General features: G+C 72.3%; 15 protein-coding genes. 7 read left to right on the plus strand and 8 right to left on the minus strand.

The window, feature by feature from the left end; all coding sequences use genetic code 11:
* The first annotated feature begins 2 nt into the window (after positions 1-2).
* The 5 genes from AB0881_RS04150 to AB0881_RS04170 all read left to right on the plus strand — a co-directional run bounded on the left by AB0881_RS04150 (position 3) and on the right by AB0881_RS04170 (position 5,275).
* Positions 3-518, plus strand: coding sequence for a (2Fe-2S)-binding protein (locus AB0881_RS04150; RefSeq protein WP_366614032.1), 516 nt, complete (start codon positions 3-5; stop codon positions 516-518).
* Positions 515-1,507 carry a xanthine dehydrogenase family protein subunit M gene (locus AB0881_RS04155; protein WP_366614033.1) on the plus strand — a complete coding sequence of 331 codons (993 nt, stop codon included), beginning with the start codon at positions 515-517 and terminating at the stop codon, positions 1,505-1,507. Before AB0881_RS04150 ends, AB0881_RS04155 begins: the two co-directional genes overlap by 4 nt.
* Positions 1,504-3,762, plus strand: coding sequence for a xanthine dehydrogenase family protein molybdopterin-binding subunit (locus AB0881_RS04160; RefSeq protein WP_366614035.1), 2,259 nt, complete (start codon positions 1,504-1,506; stop codon positions 3,760-3,762). The genes AB0881_RS04155 and AB0881_RS04160 overlap by 4 nt, the downstream gene beginning before the upstream one ends.
* Before the next feature lie 71 nt (positions 3,763-3,833).
* Positions 3,834-4,667 (plus strand): alpha/beta hydrolase, encoded by an 834-nt coding sequence (locus AB0881_RS04165; protein WP_366614037.1) that lies wholly within the window; start codon positions 3,834-3,836, stop codon positions 4,665-4,667.
* A 23-nt stretch (positions 4,668-4,690) separates the two neighbouring features.
* Positions 4,691-5,275: a DNA starvation/stationary phase protection protein gene (locus AB0881_RS04170; protein ID WP_366614039.1), complete on the plus strand. Its 585-nt coding sequence runs from the start codon at positions 4,691-4,693 to the stop codon at positions 5,273-5,275.
* A 117-nt stretch (positions 5,276-5,392) separates the two neighbouring features.
* Here AB0881_RS04170 and AB0881_RS04175 read toward each other — a convergent pair whose 3' ends face one another.
* On the minus strand, positions 5,393-5,749 hold the full coding sequence (locus AB0881_RS04175; RefSeq protein ID WP_366614040.1) for a TetR family transcriptional regulator C-terminal domain-containing protein: 357 nt from the start codon (positions 5,747-5,749) through the stop codon (positions 5,393-5,395).
* Between the two features lie 68 nt (positions 5,750-5,817).
* Between AB0881_RS04175 and AB0881_RS04180 the strand changes: the two genes are divergently transcribed.
* Positions 5,818-6,099 (plus strand): SDR family oxidoreductase, encoded by a 282-nt coding sequence (locus AB0881_RS04180; RefSeq protein WP_366614322.1) that lies wholly within the window; start codon positions 5,818-5,820, stop codon positions 6,097-6,099.
* 208 nt (positions 6,100-6,307) lie between these two features.
* Here the strand turns inward: AB0881_RS04180 and AB0881_RS04185 are convergent, their stop codons facing one another.
* Both AB0881_RS04185 and AB0881_RS04190 read right to left on the minus strand, forming a co-directional pair.
* The gene (locus tag AB0881_RS04185) at positions 6,308-6,724 is read right to left on the minus strand and encodes a hypothetical protein (protein WP_366614042.1); all 417 of its coding nucleotides are present in this window, start codon (positions 6,722-6,724) and stop codon (positions 6,308-6,310) included.
* A 58-nt stretch (positions 6,725-6,782) separates the two neighbouring features.
* The gene (locus AB0881_RS04190; protein WP_366614043.1) at positions 6,783-8,045 is read right to left on the minus strand and encodes a S1 RNA-binding domain-containing protein; all 1,263 of its coding nucleotides are present in this window, start codon (positions 8,043-8,045) and stop codon (positions 6,783-6,785) included.
* Positions 8,046-8,204: 159 nt separating this feature from the next.
* Here AB0881_RS04190 and AB0881_RS04195 point away from each other — a divergent pair, with 159 nt between their 5' ends.
* Complete coding sequence (locus AB0881_RS04195; RefSeq protein WP_366614044.1) at positions 8,205-9,425, plus strand: hypothetical protein; 1,221 nt, start codon at positions 8,205-8,207, stop codon at positions 9,423-9,425.
* Between the two features lie 9 nt (positions 9,426-9,434).
* Here the strand turns inward: AB0881_RS04195 and AB0881_RS04200 are convergent, their stop codons facing one another.
* The 5 genes from AB0881_RS04200 to brxD all read right to left on the minus strand — a co-directional run bounded on the left by AB0881_RS04200 (position 9,435) and on the right by brxD (position 22,691).
* Entirely contained in the window at positions 9,435-11,930 is a 2,496-nt protein-coding gene (locus AB0881_RS04200) for an ATP-binding protein (RefSeq protein WP_366614046.1), read from the minus strand.
* Positions 11,920-15,270: a hypothetical protein gene (locus tag AB0881_RS04205; RefSeq protein WP_366614048.1), complete on the minus strand. Its 3,351-nt coding sequence runs from the start codon at positions 15,268-15,270 to the stop codon at positions 11,920-11,922. Before AB0881_RS04205 ends, AB0881_RS04200 begins: the two co-directional genes overlap by 11 nt.
* The gene (locus tag AB0881_RS04210; RefSeq protein WP_366614050.1) at positions 15,267-18,812 is read right to left on the minus strand and encodes an AAA domain-containing protein; all 3,546 of its coding nucleotides are present in this window, start codon (positions 18,810-18,812) and stop codon (positions 15,267-15,269) included. Before AB0881_RS04210 ends, AB0881_RS04205 begins: the two co-directional genes overlap by 4 nt.
* A 475-nt stretch (positions 18,813-19,287) precedes the next feature.
* Positions 19,288-21,378 carry a DEAD/DEAH box helicase gene (locus AB0881_RS04215; protein ID WP_366614052.1) on the minus strand — a complete coding sequence of 697 codons (2,091 nt, stop codon included), beginning with the start codon at positions 21,376-21,378 and terminating at the stop codon, positions 19,288-19,290.
* Positions 21,378-22,691 (minus strand): BREX system ATP-binding protein BrxD, encoded by a 1,314-nt coding sequence (gene brxD, locus AB0881_RS04220; RefSeq protein ID WP_366614054.1) that lies wholly within the window; start codon positions 22,689-22,691, stop codon positions 21,378-21,380. The genes AB0881_RS04215 and brxD overlap by 1 nt, the downstream gene beginning before the upstream one ends.
* Positions 22,692-22,698: the final 7 nt, after the last annotated feature.

A 22,698-nucleotide genomic window follows, 5' to 3' on the forward strand; every position in this document is an offset into this window, starting at 1 on the left:
CCATGGCCGCGATCGATTCCCGGCACGGTGTCCGTGGCCCGGATCCCGTACCGGTGCCGCTCGACGTCAACGGCGTCCGCCGCCTGGTCGAGATCGAGCCGCGCACCAGCCTGCTCGACGCGCTGCGCGAGCGGCTCGGCCTGACCGGCAGCAAGAAGGGCTGCGACCAGGGCACGTGCGGCGCATGCACCGTGTGGATCGACGGGCGGAGGGTGCTCGCCTGCCTGACCCTGGCGATCGCCGCGTCCGGCCGCGAGGTCGTCACGATCGAGGGGGTGGCCGACGGCGACGAGCTGCACCCGATGCAGCGCGCCTTCATCCGGCACGACGCCTTCCAGTGCGGTTACTGCACGCCCGGGCAGATCATGTCGGCGATCAAGCTGCTGGAGGAGGGCAACGCCGCGACCGACGAGGACATCGCCGAGTTCATGAGCGGCAACATCTGCCGCTGCGCGGCGTACCCGAACATCCGCGCCGCGATCCGCGAGGTCCGCGACGGCCGGGACGGTGCGGCATGAGGCCGCTGACCTACAGCCGCGCCGCGGGCGTCGGCGACGCGATCGCCCTCGCGGCGGCGCGTCCCGGCAGCGCGTTCCTCGCCGGCGGGACGACCGAGGTGGACCTCATCCGGGCCGGCGTGTCCGGCACCCGCCACCTCGTCGACATCAACGACCTGCCGCTGTCCGCCGTCGAGGACGGGCCCGGCGGCGGCCTGCACATCGGCGCGCTCGCGAGGATGAGCGACGTGGCGCGCGCGCCGAGCGTGGTACGGCGTTACCCGGCCATCTCCCAGGCCCTGCTGCTCAGCGCCTCGCAGCAGCTGCGCAACATGGCGTCCATCGGGGGGAACCTGCGCCAGCGCACCCGCTGCGCCTACCTGCGCGACGGTGTCTCCCCCTGCAACAAGCGCGAACCGGGCTCGGGCTGCGCGGCCCTGGACGGATGGAACCGCGGCCACGCCGTCCTCGGCACGAGCGAGCACTGCATCGCCACGCATCCCTCCGATGTCGCGGTGGCGCTCGTGGCGCTCGACGCCGTCGTCCAGACGATGGGCCCGGACGGCGAGCGCGCGATCCCGTCCGACGACTTCTTCCTGCTTCCGGGCACGACGCCCGAGGCCGAGCAGCCGATCGGACCCGGCGAGCTGATCGTCGGGATCGCCGTTCCCGGCGCGCCGGTCGCCGCCCGCTCGACCTACCTGAAGTTCCGCGACCGGCGGTCGTACGAGTTCGCTCTCGTGTCCGTCGCGGCGGCGCTGGACACCGACGACGGCGTCGTCACCGACGTCCGCCTCGCCCTCGGCGGCGTCGCCACCAAGCCGTGGCGGGCGCGGCGCGCGGAGGCGGCGCTCATCGGCGGCCCGGCGGACGAGGCGGCGTTCGGCCGGGCCGCGTCCGCCGAGCTGGCGCCCGCGGTCGCCCGCGAGCACAACACGTTCAAGATCGAACTGGCGCGGCGGGCGATCGTGCGCGCCCTCTCCCGCACCCTGAAGGGAGCCCGGCCATGACCGCGGTCGGACGGCCGGTCACGAGGGTGGACGGCCCGGCGAAGGTCACCGGCACCGCCCGCTACTCCGCCGAGATCTCCCTGCCCGGGACCGCCCATCTGGCGATCGTCGGCGCGACGATCGCGAGGGGCCGCGTGTCCGCCGCCGGCACGGCGGAGGCGCTCGCCGCCGAGGGCGTCCTGGCCGTTCTCACCCACCGCGACCTGCCGAAGGTCGCCGCCCAACCGCCCCTGCTGCCGTCGCTGCTGGGCGGCGCGGCGCCCGGCGAGACCTTCTTCCCGATGCAGGACGACACCGTGCACTACGCCGGGCAGCCGGTGGCCCTCGTCGTCGCCGAGTCGTACGAGCAGGCCCATCACGCGGCTTCCCTGGTGGACGTCTCCTACGAGTCCGCCCCGCCGGTCGCCACGATCGAGCAGGGGCGCGACCGGGCCTACGAGGCGGAGCGGCTGTTCGGCGGGCTCATGCCGGGCCGCAACGAGCGCGGCGACGTCGAGGCCGGGCTGGCGCGCGCCGAGGTGCGGATCGACGCCGCCTACCGGATGGCGGCCAACCACCACAACGCGCTGGAGGCTCCGTCGACGGTCGCCGTCTGGGAGGAGGACGGGCGGCTGACGCTGTACGACTCGACGATGGGGATCCGGGCCACCCAGCAGACCGTGGCCGCGCTGCTCGGGCTGCCCATCGCGGACGTCAGGGTCATCACCCGCTTCGTCGGCGGCGGATTCGGTTCCAAGGCGATGGTCTGGCCCCACACGACGCTCACCGCGATCGCCGCCCGCCACGTCGGCCGGCCCGTCAAGCTGATGCTCACCCGGCCGCAGGCGTTCACCTCCAGCGGGCACCGCGAGGAGCAGGAGCAGCGCATCACCCTCGGCGCCGCCGCGGACGGCCGGCTCACCGCGATCCGGCACGAGAAGCTGTCGATCACCTCGCCGTTCGACGACTGGGCCGAGCCCGCGACCGGCGTCTCCTCGCAGCTGTACGCCTGCGACGACTACCTGGGCGTGCACCGCCTCGTCCGAGGCAACACGATGACCCCGACCTTCACCCGCGGCCCCGGCGAGACCCTCGGCGTCCACGTGCTCGAAACGGCGATGGACGAGCTCGCCTACGCCACCGGAACCGACCCGGTCGAGCTGCGGCTGCGCAACCGCGCGCCCGCCGACCCCCACGGCAACCCCTGGTCCAGCGACGGGCTGGCCGCGTGCCTCCGCCTCGGCGCCGAGCGGTTCGGCTGGCCGCGGCGGAACCCCGAGCCGCGCACCACGCGGGACGGCGACTGGCTGATCGGCACCGGGATGGCGGCCGCCGCCTACCCGATCGCGTTCTTCATGCCGCCGCAGCGCGCCCGCGCCCGCATCCTCGCCGACGGCAGCGTGACCGTGCAGACCTCGACGCAGGAGTTCGGCACCGGCGTGCTGACGATGGCGACCCAGGTGGGCGCGGACGCGCTCGGCGTACCGCTGCGCGACGTACGGTTCGAGGGGGGCGACACGGAGCTGCCGAACAGCTCGGCCGCGGTGGGCTCCGCCGGCGCCGGCATGGTCGGCTCCGCCGTGCACGCCGCCGGCACCGCGCTGCGCGAGCAGCTCATCGCCCTGGCCGTGGACGACCCCGGCTCGCCGCTGCACGGCGTCGGGCCGGCCTCGGTCACCGTGACCGGCGGCCGCCTCACCTCGTCCGAGCGGCCCGGCGCCGCCGACGGCTACCGCGACCTCCTCGCGCGCAACCACATGCCCGACGCCGAGGCGACCGGCACCTGGCGCCCGCCGCCGCTCGACACCCCGCACGGCCTGCTCACCTTCGGCGCCCAGTTCGCCGAGGTGGCGGTGGATCCCCGGCTCGGCCTGGTCCGGGTCCGCCGGCTGGCCGGCGCGTTCGCGCCCGGACGGGTGCTCAACCCGCTCCTCGCCCGCAGCCAGCTGATGGGCGGCATGCTCTGGGGCCTGAGCCAGGCCCTCCTGGAGGGCAACCGCATGGATCCGCGCCACGGCCGCTGGACCGCGGCGAACCTGGCCGAGTACCTCGTCCCCGTCAACGCCGACGCTCCGGACGTCACCGTCGACTTCGTCGAGGTGGACGACGCCGTGGTCGGCCCGCTCGGCGCCAAGGGCGTGGGCGAGATCGGCCAGGTCGGCGTCGCCGCGGCCATCGCCAACGCCGTCTTCCACGCGACCGGCCGCCGGATCCGCACGGTGCCCATGACGCCCGAGCTGGTCATGGACCCGCCGGACGGCGAGTGCCGGCGATGACGTCCATCCGGCCGGCCTCCCTTCGCGCTTCGGAGAACCCTCTCCGAGAACGGCAACGGAAAGGAACGACCATGCCGTACATCACCGTCGGACACGAGAACACCGCCGAGATCCGCCTGCACTACACCGACGTCGGCACCGGGCGGCCCGTCGTGCTCATCCACGGCTTCCCGCTGAGCGGCCGGGCCTGGGAACGGCAGGAGCGGGCCCTGCTCGCAGCCGGCCACCGGGTCATCACCTACGACCGCCGCGGCTTCGGCAAGTCCAGCCAGCCGTCCATCGGCTACGACTACGACACGTTCGCCGCCGACCTGGCCGCGCTGGTCGAGGCCCTCGACCTCCACGACTTCGACATCGCGGGCCACTCGATGGGCGGCGGGGAGGTCGCGCGCTATCTCGGAACCTACGGGACGGCCCGGGTGCGCCGCGCCGCCATCATCGGCGGCGTCCCGCCCTACCTCCTCAAGACCCCCGAGACGCCCGACGGCGTTCCCCAGAGCGTCTTCGACGAGATCGCCGCGGCCCTCACCGACGACCGGCTCGCCTACTTCACCGAGTGGAACAAGAACTTCTACAACCTCGACGAGAACCTCGGGACGCGGATCAGCGAGGAGGCCGTCCGCGACGCCTGGAACACCGCGGTGGGCGCGTCGCCCACCGGCACGGTCGCCTGCGTCGCCACCTGGCACACCGACTTCCGGGACGACCTGCCGAAGATCGACATCCCGGTGCTGGTCATGCACGGCACCGCCGACCGGATCCTGCCGATCGAGGCGTGCGGACGGCCCACCCACGAGGCCGTCCCCGGCAGCCGGTACGTCGCCATCGAGGGCGCGCCGCATGGCCTGTGCTGGACCCACGCCGCCGAAGTCAACGACGCGCTCCTGACCTTCCTCGGCGAGTAGCGCACCGGAAAAGGAGACCGCACATGACCGCGAACGGAACGCAGACCACGACGAGCCAGCCGTGGCTGCACCAGCACGGCCGGGAGATCCAGCCGTTCGGCACGGTACGGCAGTTCCCGCTCTCCCTCTCCTACGAGGCCCGCATGTACTCGTGCCGGCGCCTCAACCGCCTGCTGGCCGACACCCAGATCCTCTACGCGCATTACAAGAAGCACCACTGGCTCGTCCGGGGGCAGACCTTCCACCAGCTCCACCTGCTACTGGACCAGCATGCGGGCGAGCAGCTCGCCGTGGTGGACGCCATCGCCGAACGGGTGCAGACGCTCGGCGGCGTCGCGATCGGCGACCCCCGCCACGCCGCCGAGATCACCGCGATCCCGCGCCCGCCCGACGGCGTCGAGGAGGTCCCGGCGATGCTGTCCCGGCTGCTCGAGGAGCACGAGGTCATACTCGCCGAGGCCCACGACGCCGCCGCGCGCGTCACCGACCAGGGCGACGACGGCACCGGCGACCTGATCGTCTCCGACATCGTCCGCCTCGGTGAGAAGCAGGCGTGGTTCCTCGCCGAGCACCTCGTCGACACGCCCCTCGTCCACACCAGCGGATGAACCACCGCCGCCCGCCCCTTGGAAAGGGGGCGGGCGGCACCAGGGTTCGACACCCCGGCAGCCGAGGTCCGCCTCACCATCGCCGACGCGGACGCGTCGCGGACCCGAGCCCGCCGATCAGGCGCGGAGGGCGTCGATCAGGACGTCGACGGCGGCGAGCGCGGTGGTCGTGTCGAGTCCGGTGCGGGAGACCAGGGAAAGGCCCTGGACGGTGAACAGCACCAGATGGGCCTGCGCCTCGGGAGTGGCGTCCTGGGTGACCTCGCCCGCGGCCTGCGCGCGCCCCAGGGCGTCGGCGACGATCCGGGTGAAGCGGGCGTGCGCCCGGGCCACGATCTCGCCGGCCTCGGCATCGTGCGGGACGAGTTCGGCGGTGGTGTTGCCGATCATGCACCCGTGCGGGACGCCGACGTCGGAGGCGTACTCATGCGCCCGGGCCGGGTCGGCCAGCACCTCGCGCAGCGCCGGCAGCACCGGCCCCGCCTCCAGCGCCGCGACCAGCCGGCGCTCGTAGGTGTCCCAGTACAGCTGGACCGCCGCGCCTGCTCTCCTTCTCGCGCGGGCTGACCTATGAGCTGAAGGACCGGGGCATCCGGGTCAACGGACTTAGCCCCGGGCCGACCGTCACCGATATCTTCAAGCCCCTCGGCCCCGAGCGGCGGGCGGCAATCTACGAGGAACTCCGCCGTACAGTGCCCCTCCATCGGCTGGGGTCCGCCACCGAACTGGCGAAGGCGGCCGTCTATCTCGCCTCGGACGAGTCCGCCTACACCGCCGGTACCGTGCTGCGCGTTGACGGCGGCATCGGGGAGCTCGCGTACTGAGCGTCCGGCTCGGACGTGGCGCCCGAGCCGGACCCTCTAGGCACCGTTCGCGGCAGGAAGCGAGCGGCTCGTCGCCGCCGCAGCTGATCGCCGACGCCACCAGATCTCCGTGCGTTCCCTGCACAAGCTCGCGCTGGGGTGATCAGAATGGCTCCGGCGGAACCCGCCGGGTACTCCCTTGTACCCGGCGGGTTCCGATCCGGTGGCGTCAGGTGGCGATCGCCGAGATGTAGACCATGGTGTGGATGGCGGCGAAGAGGCAGGGGATCGTTCGTTCCACCTGACCGAGGCTGACGTGGCCGCGGCGGCGGTTGGCCCACTCCTCGGTGAAGAGGGCGGTGGGGAGGGTGGCCTCGATCGCGGTGATGGTCTCGTATTTCGCGCGGTTGAGGTCGCGGTAGGTGCGCAGCTGCACCCACCAGGAGCCGCACAGGGTGAGGGCCGCCAGGTAGGCGGCGGTGGTGGCGAACGCGTTCGCCGGGGGCAGCGTGGTGGCCAGGCCCATCAGCGCGGTCTGGAGCGCGAGGAAGAAGGCGTTGGCGGTGCCCCGGCGGGCGGAGGCGCGGTCGGTCGTCTCGACGGCGATCTTGTAGATCTCCAGGACGGTGTCACGGTCGCACGGCATGAGGATCTCCACGTGGGACGGGAGGGGCCGCGCCGTGCGCGGCCCCTCGGACGGTGGGTCAGGCGGCGGCAGGCAGCCCGGGCGCCTCGGGGGTCTCGTTCTCCACGTCGCGGACGAAGACCTTGTCGCCGGCCGGGTCGACGCGCGTGACCTCCAGGTCGAGGAGTTCGCCGACCTCGATCCCGCCCGCGTTGAGGTCGTGGCGCAGGTCGGGCGTCATCGCGGTGCAGTGCAGGAAGACCGGGCGCCTGCGGCCGTCCACCTTGAGCAGGACGAACCCGCCCTCACCCTCGGGCCGCACCTTGACGATCTCGCCCTCCAGGCGGTCGCCGGTCTTGACGCCGCCGGCCGGCCCGGCCGGCTGCGAGCCGGTCCCGACCAGGCTGAGGGTGACGCGGCGCCGCCTGGAGTCCACGGCCAGCACGGTCACCTCGACCTTGCCGCCGGGCGGCGGGAACGCGCCTTCCGGCAGGCTGCCCCGGGGGATGAGGCCGTTGATCGGGCCGGAGATCCGGACGAACACTCCGGCGTCCCGGACGCTGTGCACGGTGCCGGTGAAGGTCCGCCCGACGGGGTGGGTGGAGGCCAGCTCGTTCCACGGGTTGGGCTGCCCGGCGAGCAGCGTGTACTTCGTCCCGCCGGTGGGCAGCATCTCGAACGCGCCGTCGACCCGGTCGCCGACGGAGTAGTGCCGGGTCATGTCGTGGACGATCCTGCCCCAGTTGACGTCCTCGCAGCCGAGCACGCCGTGGCCGCCGTCGTCGGCGCGCACCACGGCGAACTCGCGGCTCACCGAGACGATCTGGCCGCGGACCGGGACGGTGCCGCCGGTCGCCATCGGGATGAGGGCCATCTCCTGGGACGGCTCCTTGCGCACGGCCTCCAGCTGGACCCGCAGCTCCTTCTGCATGGCGGCCATCTCGGCGTAGCCGTAGGCGTAGGGGATGTAGCGCAGGCCGCGCACGTCGCTGGGGATGTCGTCGGGGTGCTGCGCGAGGTAGATCATGCGCTTGCCGATGATCCTGGCCGCCATGTACTCCAGGGAGACGTTGGGGTTGCGGCAGGAGAAGTCCACCACGACCAGTTCGGCCTGCTGGATGCCGCGCCACACGACGCCCTGGACGGAGGCGGGGCCGTAGACCTCGTCGGCGCGGACCGGGGTCATGCCCGCCTCCTCGATCGTGGTGCGGATGATCTCCTCGTAGAGCCAGTCGAAGTCGAAGGTGGTCCCGTCCGGGTGGGTCACCTTGCCGAACGGCGTGATGACCAGGACGCGGCCGGGGATGGGCTGCTCGTCTCGGGTGAGCCGGATCTCGTGCATGGCTGGCCTTTCCTGAGCCGTGGTGAGGCGCTCTCGCCTCGTCCTTGGCGATGACGATCCCCGCGCGGATCCCCGTTCCAGGGCACGCGCCCGCTGAGTTTCGTGGCCATTGCCGGGCTTTTCTCCGAGAAAACTCAGAGGCCCGGTTATCGTGAGGGCGTGGAGCGAGCGGAGCCATCGTGGACCATTGATGTGCTGGGCGCCCTGGTGATCCGAAGGCACGGTGAACTGCTCCCGCCGCTGACCTCGCTCCAGGCCGCCGTCCTGACGTGCCTGGCGCTCGCCGGCCGCAAGGGAATGAAGACCCACGAACTGCTGGACGCGGTGATCCCTCCAGAGGGCGGCGGGCGTGCGATTAGTTCCAAGAGCGCCTTGCACAAGCATTTCGAAGCCCTGCGAAAGCTCGGGTGGCCAATTCCGCCGTTCGGATCCCTGGTGACGGACGCTTACGCGCTCGATATGGAACGGGTGCGGGTGGACGCGGCCGAGTTCATCGGCGGGGTGCGGGAGCTGCCCGCCGAACCGACCGAGGCGCAGGTCGCGGAACTGATCGGCTACTGGAGGGAGGACCCGAAGCGGGCCCATCCCAGGATCCGTCCGGGGCGCTGGAGGCGGGTGTTCCAGGCACGCGCGACCCTGCTGAAGCGCATCGAGTCGGCGGCCTTGGTGGACACGGTGGGGCTGGAGGACTTCGTCGCGCTGTTTCCAGGCGACCCCGAGTGCGCTCCGCTGAGCGACCGGCTCGCCCGGCGCGAGCGCAAGCTGCTCCTCGTCGTGGAGGACGACGTCCTCGACCAGGTCACGGACGCCCTGGACGAGTACGACCACGTGCCGGTCGGCAGCCTGGAGGAGTGGGACCGGCTGCTGAAGACCGACCGCGACCGTGTCCTGCGCTGCCACGGCGCGCTGGTCGACCTGCATCTGACCGACGGCTTCGACGACGAGCAGGGGTTCGACATCGTCGAGTGGCTGCGGGACAACACCGAGATCCCCACCGCGCTGATGACGGTGGCGCCGCCGTGGGACGACTACGACCGGGAGCCGCGCGTCCACCGCGACCGCTACCGCCTGGTCAAGATCGTGAACAAGCAGAACCGGCAGAACGGGCGGCTGAACCGCCAGGCCATCCGCACCGCGGTCAAGTCCCTGACCTCCGACGAGGACGAGGACGTGCGCATCCGCCTGGAGACCTGGCTGGACTCGGCGTTCTTCCACGCGGCCCGGCGCCTGCGCAGGGTGCGGAACGCCGATGGCCTGCGGCGGCTGAAGGAGTGCGAACGTTCGGCGGAGGCCACCCGCCGGTCGGTGCGGTCGGGCACGCTGCGCCAGGCCGAGGACGCCGTGCGGGAGTTCGTCCGCGCCTGGACCAAGCCCTCGTGAGGACCCGGGTCAGGACCTCGGCAGCCACACCCGCAGGTGCGCGCCGCCCAGCGTCTCCGAGCGGGGCAGGAACTCGATCGCGCCGCCGTACCTGCGGACGGTCTCCCGGGTCTCCTTGATCCCGGTGCCGCCGCTGCCGTGCTTGGTGAAGGTGTCACCGCGCGCCAGTATCGACAGCTCGTCGGCGGTGAGCCCCGGCCCCGCGTCCTCGATGTCGACGACGCTCCACGGCCCGGGCCGGCCGCCGGGGCCGTCCCGCTCCGCCTCCCGCACCCGCACCGCGATCTCCTGAAGAGCAGCCGGGACCTTCGCCTTCCGCATCGCCTGCACCGCGTTGATCAGCAGGTTCTCGAAGGCGAGTTCGAGGAGCGCGCGGACGGCATGGATGGGGAACGCGCCGCCGGTGCAGTGGAACGACACCTCGACGCCCTCCCGCCACTCCACCCCCCGGCCGAGTCTGCGCATGAGGTCGGCCAGGTCGCAGTCCTCGGGCGGCCGTTTCAGATCGTCGAGCGCGCTGCGCTGCCGGTCGCCGCCGAGCTGGCCGACGCTCTCCCGGATCCGTTCCATCAGCCGGGCGCGCGCGGCGGGGTCGGTCTCGCGCTCCAGCTCGTCGAGCAGCTCGGTGACGCCCATCACGATGTTGTCGCTGCGGTGGCCGACGCGGACGAGGGCCTGGTCGGTGAGGGCCGCCATCATGGTGGCGTGCGCGTCGTCCGCCCGCTCGACGAGTTCGCGCAGCGCCGTGGCGGCGAGGGACTCGGCGCCCTCCGCCAGGAGTTCGCCGAGGCCGGAGGGAAGGGTCATGTACCCGTCGGCGTGGTCGCGGAGCAGCGCCAGATGCGTCAGGCGCGGCAGGACGGCCTCCGGAGCGAGGTTCTGGACGGCCCTGGCGGTGTCCTCCTCGCCGAGGCCGATGAGCGGCACGTCGTTGAGCAGATCGCCGGGGGCGAACGGAGCGTCCTGGTGCAGCGTGTAGGCGATGCCGAGCACGGCGCGCTCCTCGGCGCCGAGCGGTGCGGTCAGCTCCTCGCGGATCAGATCGCGCGTCTCGCGGTTCCGGACGGCGTTCAGCTCGGTCAGCGTCAGGCGGTGCCCGGCGGGCGGCTCCGCCAGCAGCCGGTTCAGCAGCACTCCCGCGGCACGAGGATGGGAGCCCGTCTCGTACTCCAGCGTGTCGACGACCACGGCGTCGGCGGTGACGCCGCACAGGTCGAGCAGCCAGGCCAGGCTCTCCCGGGGCGACGCCCCGGAGTTCAGGTCGACACCGGTCTCCGCGTCGGTGATTCCAGCGAGTCCCGCCGGCGGGGCGATCAGCTGCGGGACGATCGCGCGCAGCAGGTTCACCCGCCGGCTGGGCGAGTTCGCGGGAGCGCCCTGCTCCAGCCGGGCCAGCAGGCACAGCAGGTCGGTCGCGCTCAGGACGGCGGTTCCGGGCGGGCGGCGCCCGTCCACCGGGACGGATGCCGGCACGAACCACACCAATGGCCGTTCGAGGTCGCCGGGCGGCGGGGCACCGGCGCCTGCGACCCACAGGGTGACCCCGGTGCGGCGGGTCACCAGCAGTCCGGGCAGCCGGGCGTCGTCCAGCCCGAGCAGCCTCGTCTGGAACCCGCCGTCGCGGGCCTCGACCGATGGGCGGACGTCCTCGCCCAGCATCCGGCCGAGCGCGGTGGCGAACGTCGCGACGTTGGGTTCGTCCAGGTGGGCGGCCAGGTGCCGCAGCGCCTCCACCACCTCGGCGCCGGTGTCGCCGACGTCGGCGTACCGGACCTGGTGGGGACGGAGAGCCTCCTGCGCGTCCGGAGGGTAGCGCAGCAGGATCTCCTCCAGGGTGTCGCCCATCGAGGGGTCCCACAGCGGTGGACGGGGCACCGACGAGGGGCCGCCGGTGTCCATGTCGATGCGCCCGATCTCCAGGAGCCGCCGGGCGGTGGGGAACTCTCCGGCGCCGATGCACCCTTCGACCGCGGCGCGGTGCGCCTCGCTCGACGCCGTGTGCAGCCTGCCGGCCAGATCCTTGGCGATCGCCTTCTCCGCCTTGGCGATCCGCTCGATCTCCTGGTCGAGCAGCTCGCGCGCACCGGTGCGGCTCAGCTGGGCGTGGTCGGCCAGCCCGGCCAGCGGATCGGGATCCAGCCCGGCCCGGCGGGCGCGCTCGGCGAGCGTGGCGCGCTCGCGCTCGGCGTCGCCGCGGGCGGTCCGCCGGGCCTCCGCCAGCGCCTGCTGCAGCCTCCGCAGGCCGTCGCCCGTGATCTCCCCGTCGGCGGAGCCGCGCTCCGCCTGCCGGGTGAGCATCTCGTCGACGAGCTGGAACTCGCCCTCCGCGATCAGCCGCTCGATGCCGCCGGCGGCCGATACGGGGTCGGCGAGCCCGCCGAGCAGGAACCGGGCCGCTTCGGAGTCGTCCATCGGTGCGCCCTCGGTGAGGGCCTTGACGAGCCGGGGATACCGCCAGCGCCCCGGCCAGTCCGCGAGGATCTCGGCCAACGGCTCAGTCGTCATCGAGCTGCGCCCCCCATCGCGTGAGCTCCTCCAGGTCGTCGAGGAACGCGCGGGCGAGCCTGCCCTCCGGGGCGGCCATCTCACCGATGTACTGGGTGAACCCCGACCAGGACTCGACGATCCAGCCCGCCAGTTCCGGCGCCTCCCTCGGCAGGGTCACCTTCGCGCCGGGCTCGGCGTCCTCGCACAGCCGCAGGACGGTGTCCGCCTGGGCCAGGATCGGGTCGAGCCGTTTCACGTAGCGTTTGAGGTGGTTGCCGTACATCGGTGGCTTGCCGGGGGACACCTTGGCTCCGACGTTTTGCACCAGCTGGGTCATGTTTCGCGTCGGGAGGTCTGCGAGCCAGGGACGCAGCGTCCCGGGGGAGCGTTCCCTGACGCGTTTGGCGAGGACGGCGAACTCGCCGGAGCTGCTCTCGAAGAGGGCGCGGTGCGTCCTGATGCTGGCGGCGTTCTCGAACGTCGAGGACCGTGCGTGTTCGAGGAGGCGTTCCAGGGTGATCCACGCCTCCGCCCGTTCTTGGTCGCGCTGCGAGCTGTGCAACGCGTCCCGCAGCAGTTCTCGGGTGATCGCCTGGCCTCCGGAGCCCGCCCAGTAGCCCGCGGTGCGCTCTGCCAGGTCCTTCCAGAGTGGGTCGATATCCGCCGCGAGCAGGTCCAAGGCGTCCGCCGCGGCATGGCTGCCCTGCAGGGCGACCGCGCCGGTGGCCGCCAGCACTCCGACCACGCGCTCGTCGGCGTCCGGGTCGTCCACCGCGAGGTCCTCCAGTGCCGTGACGAGCGCGGGCGTGCCGCGGGCCGCGGCGAGCATGGCCAGCCGGTGCCGCGGCCGGAGCCGGGGGTCGGCGAGGGCGTGCCGGAGCACCGCGGCCTCGACGAAGTCGCCGTTCCGCCAGAGGTGGTCGATCAGCCAGCGGTGCCACCGGCTCGTGCTCTGGGAGAAGGTCTCCCCGGGGGGCGTGTGGTCGGTGAGGCAGCGTGCGGCCACCAGCTTGACCAGGGCCGGCGGCGTGTCGGGCTCCTCACCGAGCGCGTCGAGCAGCCGCCACGGGTCGTCGGCGCGGGCGAGCGCGTCGCGGACCGCCGCCGGGGCCGAGGCGGCTCCGTCCTTGTAGATCTTGAGCAGCCGCTGCGCGGCGTTGAAGGCCGTCCCGGCCGTCGCCGGAGGGCGCGGGCGGCTCTGCTCGGGGCGCGGTAGGGGGGCCGCGCCGACCGCCGCCGCCACCTCGTCGGCGATCCCGCCCCCGGTCAGCCGCACGCTCAGTTCGGACCCCAGCCGCTGCCGCCCGTACCTTCCCTCGAAGGACAGGTAGTTGAAGCTGCCGACCACCGCCTCGTCGTCCCAGACCAGGACCTTGGCGTGGTTGCTGTCACAGATCAGCCGAAGCCTTCCCGGATACTCCCGCTTCAGGTCCTCCAGGCGGGTGCCGGCCAGATCCCAGCTGTCGCGGGCCGGCCCTGTCAGCCGCTTGCCGTTTCCGTACACGAGCGTCACCTCGACCTCGCGGTCGAGGCAGGACCGCAGCGCGCCCAGCAGGCCGGTGTCCACGGCCTCGGCCGACAGCCCATGTGAGGCGATGACCACCCGCCGCGTGGCCTTGGCCAGGGCGGTGCGCAGCAGGGCGCGGTGGACCGCGTCGGTGACGGGCCGGCCGGACGGCAGCGCGCGTCCCTCGAGGAAGGCGCGGCTGCGTGCGGCGTGCTCCCGCCACGCCTTGGTCCAGAAGGCCCGGGACGCGCTCTCGGCCCGCGGGTCGGCGGGATCCTCGTCCGGCGGCGCGATCCCGGTCTCGCCGCCGGTGCCGCCGGGCGGCTCGTCCCGTCCCGCATCGCCATCGGACGTCGCGCCGCCGGCGGCGGCGAAGTCGGCGGGGCGGATGAGGATCCTGCGGCTCTGCTCGTAGGAGGGGATCGCGGCACGGGCCCAGCCCAGCAGCTCCGTGATGATCGGCGACCCGCCCTCGGCGGCCTCCAGCAGCACGCCGAGTTCGGACAGCGAGCCCGTGGACGACAGCAGGTTGCGGCTGGTGACCAGCGCGGTGCGGTCATCGACCAGCAGGAGCTTGGCGTGGGTGCGCGCGCTTGTGCGGGGGATGAGGATCTGGTCGGAGTGGTCACCGGACGCGGAGCGGGCCAGATCCTCCAGCGCGTTGCGGGTCTGCTCGTCGAACTCCTCCTGGTACTCCCTGTTGCCGTCGGAACCCCAGACGAACACGATGCGGACGCCGTGCCGTGCCCGGTCGGCCAGGGCGTCCAGCAGCCGCGCCAGCGCCGGATAACCGATCCAAGGGGACACGATCACCAGCTGGGTGCGGGCCTCGCGGACGAGCCGGACCAGCAGATCCTCCTGCTCCTTTCCGGTGACGGCGCGGGCGCGGATCTCCCGGCCGACCTGCGCCCGGAGCAGTTCCTCCAGCTGCCGGGCGTCGTCGGCGAGTTCCAGATGCCAGTTGCGGCGCTGGCCCGCCGGAATGTCGGCGGCCACCTCGATGCGGTGTTCCAGGCGTTTCAGGGCCGCGGCCGGTGTGGGCGGATCGACCAGCGTGTCCTGGGCCTGGTTGCGGAGCTCGACCGCCAGCGGGCCGTTCGGGGCGTCCGCGACGAGGCGGGTGAGCTGGTCCGATGCCTCCTGCCGGTACTCGGCGGGCCACCTGCCGTCGACGACGGTGACGGTCAGCTGCCGCAGGTCCTCGTCCCAGTGCGGGGCCACCTTCAGTTCGATCCACCGGCGGCCGGCCGCCTTGCGCAGGTCGGGAGGCGGCAGCCGGTAGGACAGCGGGCGCAGCGCCCGGTGCCCGACGACCGGCCCATGGGCACGGTCGACGGCGACGGGCCGGTTCGCCTGGTCCCTGCGCAGCGACTCGTCCAGCGCCTTCAGCACGGCGCTCCGCGGAGCGTCCTCCAGCCGCACCCGCCTGTCCTCGACCGGCACCGCGAGCCTGGACCGGGGCGGCCTGGAGCGCCCGGAGGCGGGCAGCACCCGCAACGTCAGCTTGTCGATCATGACTTCGCGGTTGTCCTGGATGCTCTCCGCGCCGCGGAGCCTCTTCAGGTCGCCGGTGTCGAGGCACCGCGCCACCGTGGCGGAGACCGCGAGGGTGGGCGGGCTGACGGCCGTGGCGATGGTGAGATGGCCTTGCCGCCACAGGTCGTAGACGAGGTCGTGGACGAGCCTGGCGCCGAGCCCCAGCCGCTGGGCGAGCTGGTCGGGCTCGATCAGGCCCGCGTGTACCGCGCGCAGGACCAGCTCCTCCATGAGCGAGAGCGAGTCCCCGTAGCCCATGCGCACTGCGATGCTCACCACGTCGCACGGGACGTAGACGGTGACGGCGCCGCTCACAGCTCCTCCAGCCGCAGCACATCGGAGGCGTTGTGGATGTGCCCGTAGTGGTCGACCGCCTGGCAGACCTGCCGCCAGAAGTCGCCGCGCCCGTCCTCGTACCGGGCGAAGTGCTGGTAGTCGCCGACGATCACCAGCAGCCTGCGGGCCCGCGAGAACATCACGTTGACCAGGTCCGGGCGGCTCAGATGGCCGTAGCTCTCGGCCGCGCCGCCCGCGCCGCGCGTCTTGTTGCGCACCAGCGACACCACCACGATGTCGGCCTCGCGGCCCTGGAACGCGTGGATGGTCTGGACGTGCGGTGCGAGATCGCCGTAGCGGCGGAGCACATCGGCCTGCTGCCGGTAGGGCGTCAGCACGGCGAGCGGCTCGGCCGTGTAGCCGTCGCGGCCCGGCACCGGACGGGGTTCCATCGACGACACGATGGAGTTGATGAGCTCCGCCTCCCCCTCGTTCTTCCAGTAGGGGCGTTCCTCGCAGTGCGCCAGCCCGTCGGTGTCCACCCACACGAGGGCCCGCTCCCGGAGCCAGTGCGGAGCCCGCAGCGGTGACGGTTCCTCGTTGTGGTGGGTGGCCAGTCCACCCGACGGCAGCCCATCCTCGGGCGGCGGTTCGCCGGCGGCCGGTTCTCGCGGGTAGAAGACCCGGCTGATGACCTGGGCGATGGGTTCACGCATCCGGAACTGCGTCGACAGCATGGCGGTGGGCCGCTCCACGGACGCCGGCCCCGGCTTCGGCTCGAACAGGCTGCGGAAGAGGTCGAAGGCGTCGATATAGGTGTGCCGTTTGTCCCCGACGATGGAGATCCCGGCGTTGGGGTCGCCGACGCACGCGTCCAGGAACCGCACCACCTCGTCGCGGCGGTGCGCGGGCAGCTGGAAGTGGTCGCCGATGAGCGTCCACCGGGTGCCGCGGACCAGCGGGATCGCCAGCTCGGTCGGCCACGCCTTCGCGGCCTCCTCCACCACCACCCAGTCGAAGGACGAGGCGGCGCCGGTCGCGCCCAGGTTGCGGGTCGTCGCCGTGGCGCAGGTGGCGAACACGATGTTCGCGCCGCGCTGCAGCCGGTCGGCCAGCTCGGCGAGGACCGACTCGCCGCCCTCCTCGTCGAGCAGCCCGCGCCAGAAGCCGAAGACCGGGCGCAGGCCCTCGTCCAGCCCCTTGGCGAACATGCCGTCCACGTGCGCGCGCATCTGGCGGAAGCGGCGGACGGCCAGGTCGTCGCGGAGCCACGGTTTCACCGTCTCGTCGGGGGTGCCGCGCTGCGACACGATCCGCAGCGCGATCGGCACGTCGGCGCGCCGGTCGGTCGGCCCCTTGTCGTCGCGGGCGCCGATGTCCTTGAGGATGCGGGCGGCGAGGTTGTCGAGGGTGAAGTTGGACTGGGCTGACACCAGGATCCGGTGGGTCGGCCACTCCTGGAGGTAGGCGGCGATGGCGCGCGACGTCACCGTGGTCTTCCCGGTGCCGGGAGGGCCCTGCAGCGCGAAGAACGGCTCGTGCGTGAGGATGTCCTGGACGGCCTTCGCGCCCCCCTCCAGCAGGCGATCCCCCGCCTTCTTCCACCGGTCCGGCAGCGTGCGCACGGCCGTGGGAGTGCGCAGTTGCCGGGTCAGCTGCCGCATCGCGAACAGCTCCCAGCGCGCCTCGGCCTGGCGGGCCAGCACCGCCTCGGAACCGCTGTCGTCGGCCGGCCGGATCCAGCCGCTGGACGGGATCTTCGGCTGGCCTGGCTTCCGGCGCAGGATAACGCGGTCGCGCCCGTCACCGCGCACCACCTCCGCCGCGATCCCCTGCACGCCGGAGTCCTTGCGGTCGCTGTCGCCCGGATACACCTCCACGTCGGCGCTGCCGCTGTCCTCGCTCTCCAGGCGTCCGAAGAAGTCGCCGAAGTCCGGACGCAGATCGGGGTAGCTGGCGTACTTGGTGAGCAGGGCCTGCTTGTAGATCCGGTCCCTGTCCCGCGTCCGGTCCCAGTAGGCCAGCACGTGGCCATCAGGGCCCGCGGCGGCGTCCGGATCGAGCTTGTAGGGATAGCGGCGGGCCTGGAGCTCCACGCCCTGGTACTGCAGCAGCCAGTCGATCGCGCGCTGGTAGTCCAGCTCCCGCTCGGACACGCGGCTCACCGGCGTCACCGTCTCCAGGAACCGCACCCAGGACGGGCGCTCCCGGCGCATCGCGTCCATCCGGACTCCGGGAACCCGGTAGTCGAACAGGGTGATCTCCGGCAGGTGGCGCTCGCGCGACCCCGCCTTGAGGTCGTCGAGCCTGGTCCGCAGCTTGTGCGAGTCGCGCCGGGCCACGTATTTGATGAGCAGCACCTCGGGTAGCTGCTCGCCACGGCCGTGCGCGACGTTCCGGCGGAAGATCTGGCAGAACCAGACGGCGCGCGTGCCCAGGAGCGCGGTGGTGGCCTCCCTCTTGGCCGCCGTCTCGCCCCCGTCCACGTACGGTTCGGCGCCGTCCTTGGAATGCACCACCACGGCGCCCTTCAGGTCCTCCTTCAGCAGCGCGATGGTCTCGTGGATGCCCTCAGGCGTGTCGGCGTCGAACTCCAGCCACTGCCACCTGCCGAGCGTCTCGTCGCACTTGTCCGGCATGAACGCCACCAGGTAGGGGGTCTCATGCACGGCTGCGCCGAGTTCGACGACGTTGGCCTCGTGCGTCTCGCTGAGCTCGTTGACGACCTCTTCGGCGGTGGGACGGCCGTCAGGCTCGGCGTGGAGCATCCGAAGCAGCAGCTCGCGGATCCCCTTGGGCACGTCGGCCCTGGCCAACGCGGTGCGCAGGTGATCACCGTGCCGGTCCAGCGCCTCGCGCGCCTCGCGCACACCGTCCGCCCCGTCCGGAATCTCGCGCGGCAGCCCTCCGGGGAACGGGCCGACGAACCACTCCCACACGATCGCGCCCAGACCGTAGACATCGGCTTTGGCGCTCTCGGTGACGGGCTGCGTCTCGCCGTCCAGCGGCAGCAGGAACCGCAGCCGTTCGGGCGGCAGGTACGGCAGCGGATCGGCCCCCTGCCCGAGGACGAGCCGGCGGACCTCCTCCCGCGCCGCCAGCGAGTCGACCGCCGTACCGCTGAGCAGGTTGGACACGAAAGCGCTCAGCTCGAACCTGGCCAGCCGCAGCCGCTGGCCGCCACCCCGGTCACGGGCGTGGTCGACCGCGCCCGGCCAGAGGTTCCGGTGCGAGAGACCGACGTCGTGCAGGACCGCCAGGCCGTCCGCCAGATGCTCGAACTGCCGCAGCGCTTCCAGCGGGTCCTTCCGGTAGACCTCGGATCCCACGTCCGCGAGCGTGAGGTCGGCACCCTCGGTGGCCACGAACGCCACGCCGTCGACGTCCGGCACGCCCGCCTTCGCCGCTGCCTCGGCGGTCTGGTAGCCGCCCGCCAGCAACTCCGGCAGCGCCGGATGGTCGAGTCCCGACAGCCGCAGCAATGCCCGGATCTCCTGATCCCACAGCAGCCCGCCCAGCTTGGAGAGCCCGAGATAGACCTCGACGTTGACGCCCCTCCCATAGGCGTCATCGCCTTCCATCAGCGGGAAGCAGTACAGACGGCCGTCGAGCAGAACGCTGGGTTCTGGATCCTCATCGGGGATCAGCCGGACATAGGGCCCATATTTCGCCGTTCGCTCATCGCAACAGAAGTAACGAACCAGGTGCCATGCTTCGTCCGCCCCCATCGCCCCAGACCACCGCCCCGTCTGAACCCGCCGAGTACGGGCAGTATGCACCAAGACCTCCTGCATTGAGGAGGGGTTCGATTCGGTGCTTCTGCCGAGCACTGCACAAGTAACGGGGGACTCTTTGGTCTCAGTTGCATCGCGCAGGTGATCGCCCACAGACCTGACTGATTCGTCGGCATTCACCAAGCGTCCCAGCGGAAGAAGCCCACCAGGCTGCGCTAACCGCAGACGAGTAAGTCCTAAAGGTCGTAGGTAGTCAGTGAGCGGGTGAGGGTTGGCCAGCGGTGCGGTTATGTCAGGTCGCCGTGGTCAGGCTGAGGCGAGCCTAAGAAGTATGGGTGCTGAAGCGGGTGGGTTCGTCGAGGACTTTTCGGGCCCCGTCGAGGTCGGCGAGCCTGGCGGCCACGGTCGCGGCCGCGAGGCGCGCCGGGAGGGCCGCCGAGAACTTCAGCCCCCGAACGGCGCGGGCGTCGACCTCGGGCAGGACGAGCGGCGCTTCAGCCCGCGCGGCCCGCCACATGTCCGGAGTCAGGTCTTGGCGGAGCCGTAGGTACAGGTCGGTCGGCCGCTGCGCCGGATCTGTCACCGAGGAGAGCGTGGCGGTCAGGGTGGCGTTGGCGCGGTATCCGGCCCACGTCCACCACCGAACGTCGGTGCCGGTGACCGCGATGACAGACCCGGCAGGGTGCACCGCATCCGTCGCCTCGTCCGTGCGCAGGCGGGCGAGGCGTGTGGTCGCCCTGCGTGTGAGGGTGACGGGCGGGTCGGCGCCGAGTAGGACGTCACGCATGGCGCGGGTCAGTTCGAACGACAGGCCCGCGATGCCGCCCGCGGTCCATTTCGCGACGCCTTCCCCCTCGGCCGGTTCGACGAAGCAGCGGCGCCTCTTCCAGTCGATGTGGCCGACCTGCCAGGTGCGTCCGGCCAGCAGGATGCGGCGCGGGCCGGGCCGCTCCTCGGTGAGCACGGACGGGTCCGTACGGCCGATCTCGGCGCGCCCGGCCAGGACGGTGAACTGCGGCGGTGCCGTGAACGACGCGGTCAGGTCCATGAAGTGCCGGTGGCCGAACCTCTTCTCGGCTTCAGGGCCGATGAAGAGCATGCCGCCGTCCTCGTCGAGGAAGCCCTCGTTGACGAGGTGGCGCAGGACGGGCTCGCCGGAGCGGTCGAACGGCGGCAGGCCGTTCCAGTGCCGCGCCCACGTCCGGTTCCCGAACCGGTGCTCCTGGAGGGCGATGGCCAGGATCTGCTGGGCCACCAGGTGGCGCGGCTCCGGCGGTGCGGTGACGTTCTCGACCCATCCCCGTCCCCAAAGCAACAGCAGTCCCGCCGCCTGGAGGAGTGCCTGGTCCCGGGTGGCGAGGAACAGGCAGGACCGTCCGGTGCCGGGGCGGCGGCCGGTGCGCCCGAGGCGTTGCAGGAACGAGGCCACGGTGGCGGGGGAGTCGATCTGGATCACGCGGTCCAGGTCGCCGACGTCGATGCCGAGTTCGAGGGTGGACGTCGAGACGATCACGCAGTCGCGTGCTTCGGAGAACGCCTGCTCGGAGCGGTGCCGCTCGTCGGCCGACAGGGAGGCGTGAGATAGGAACGTGGTGACGTCGCGGGCGCGCAGAGCGGCGCCGAGCTGCTCGACCTGGCTGCGCGAGTCGCAGAACACCAGCCGCTTCTCGCCGGGATGCAGGGTGGCGATGACCTTGGCGGCGTTCTCGATGGAGCCGACGTAGTCGAGTTCGATCCGGGTGCCCGGCGCCGCCGCCGTTCCCGCCTCGGGTGCGACGACGCGGGCGGGACGGGTGCCCGTGCCCGAGCCCTGTAACCATGCCAGGAGCCGGTCAGGATTGCCGACGGTGGCGGAGAGGCCGATCCGCTGGATGGGACGGCCGGTCACGCGGGTGAGGCGTTCCAGCACGGCGAGCAGGTGCCAGCCGCGGTCGTCGCCGGCGAAGGCGTGCACCTCGTCGACGATGACCGCGCGTATCTTGCCGAGCAGGTGGGCGTGGTCGGTCTTGTAGCTGATGAGCATGGACTCCAGCGATTCCGGGGTGGTCAGCAGGATGTCCGGCGGGTCGAGCCGGATGCGCCGCCGTTCGGCTTCGCGGGTGTCGCCGTGCCAGAGTCCGGTACGGCGGCCGAGCCAGCCGGTGTACCGGTCGAGGCGAGGTGCGAGGTTGTTGAGCAGTGCCTTCAGCGGGCACAGGTAGAGCACCGAGACGCCGGTCCATTCCCGCTCGGCCATCGCGGTGAGGATGGGGAACGCGGCGGCCTCGGTCTTCCCACCGGCGGTCGGTGCCAGCAGCAGCGCGTCGTCGCCATCGAGGATCGGAGCGATGGCCTGGCGCTGGAGGGGACGCAGGTCGGGCCATTCGAGCGTGTTGACGATGTGATGCAGAACGACCGGGTGCAGCCGCTCCATCACACGTCCAGATCGATGTCGTCCGCTGCGAGGTTGCGTTCCACGTCGGTGAGTTCGGTGCCGGTGACGGTGAGCTTGTAGTGGACGCGGGGGTCGAAGTCGGGGAACTGGTCGATGCGGTCCAGGACGTCGCCGACCAGTTTCTTGAGGAACAGCCGCGGTGCGACGCCGACCTTGCCGCCGAGGGCGCCGCCGACCGCCGCGGCGAGGTCGGTGATGTAGGCGTCGCCGGCGAGCGCCTCGATCCGTTCGGGGGCGTCGGCGCCCGCGGTGTACAGGTCGCGGATGGTGATTCCGAGCCCGGTCAGCGATTCGAGGGTGAAGCCGGGAAGCCGGACCTGGACGGCGCGCGGGTTGTCGAAGCGCGGGTCGGTGGTGAAGTCGGTGGCCAGCCGCTGGGCGAGGGGCGGGAGCCGGTGCACGCCCTGGGTGCCGTCGTAGAACGCGGGGGTACCGGTGATCATCAGGTAGAGGCCGGGGAAGCGGCCCGCGTGGACCTCGTCGATGAGCTGGCGCAGCGCGTTGAGTGCCTTGTCCCGGGCGTCGGAGCGGACCCGTTGCAGGGTCTCGACCTCGTCCAGTACGACCAGCAGGCCAGGGTGCCCGCAGTCACGGAGTACGGTCAGCAGCCCTTGCAGGAAGCCGAACGCGCCGAAGTGGTCGAGGTCGCGGCGCACTCCGGCGGCGCGGCGGGCCGCGGCGGCGACGTGCGGCTGGCCGCCGAGCCAGGCCAGTACGGCGGCGGCGGTGGCCTCGTCCCCGGCGGTGAGCGCCGCCCGGTAGCCGCGCAGTGCGGCCGCGAACGACGGCGCGTGCCGCGACACCTCGGCGAGCCGCGCGACCAGCAGCCGGTCCACCTCGGCCGGGAGGTCCTCCTCGGCGGCTCCGGCCGCCAGGGAGTCCTCTTCCAGCGCGTAGAACCAGGCGTCCACGACCGGGCGCAGCGCGCTCGGCGGGAAGCTGGCCGTGGTGAGCCGTTCGGTCAGCCGCCGGTAGACGGTTTCGAGGCGGTGCAGCGGCGTCTCGGTCTCGGAGATCTGCACCTCGGCGACTGCGAAGTTGCGGCGCTTGGCGCGCTCGCCGAGCCAGCGGGAGAAGAACGTCTTTCCGGACCCGTACTCGCCGCGGACGGCCTTGAAGACCGATCCGCCGGACGCGACCGCGTCGAGTTCGCCGTCGAGGGCGGCCTCGAAGCGGTCGAGTCCGGTGGCCAGCAGGTCCAGCCCGCTGTCGGGGACGGCGCCGCGCCGCAGCGCGTCGATGACGGCGCGGCGGCGGGCGGCGCTGACCCGGCTGGGCCGTGTGGTGCTCACGTGCCTC

It is taken from the genome of Spirillospora sp. NPDC029432 (genome assembly GCF_040703975.1).
Taxonomy (GTDB): Bacteria; Actinomycetota; Actinomycetes; order Streptosporangiales; family Streptosporangiaceae; genus Spirillospora.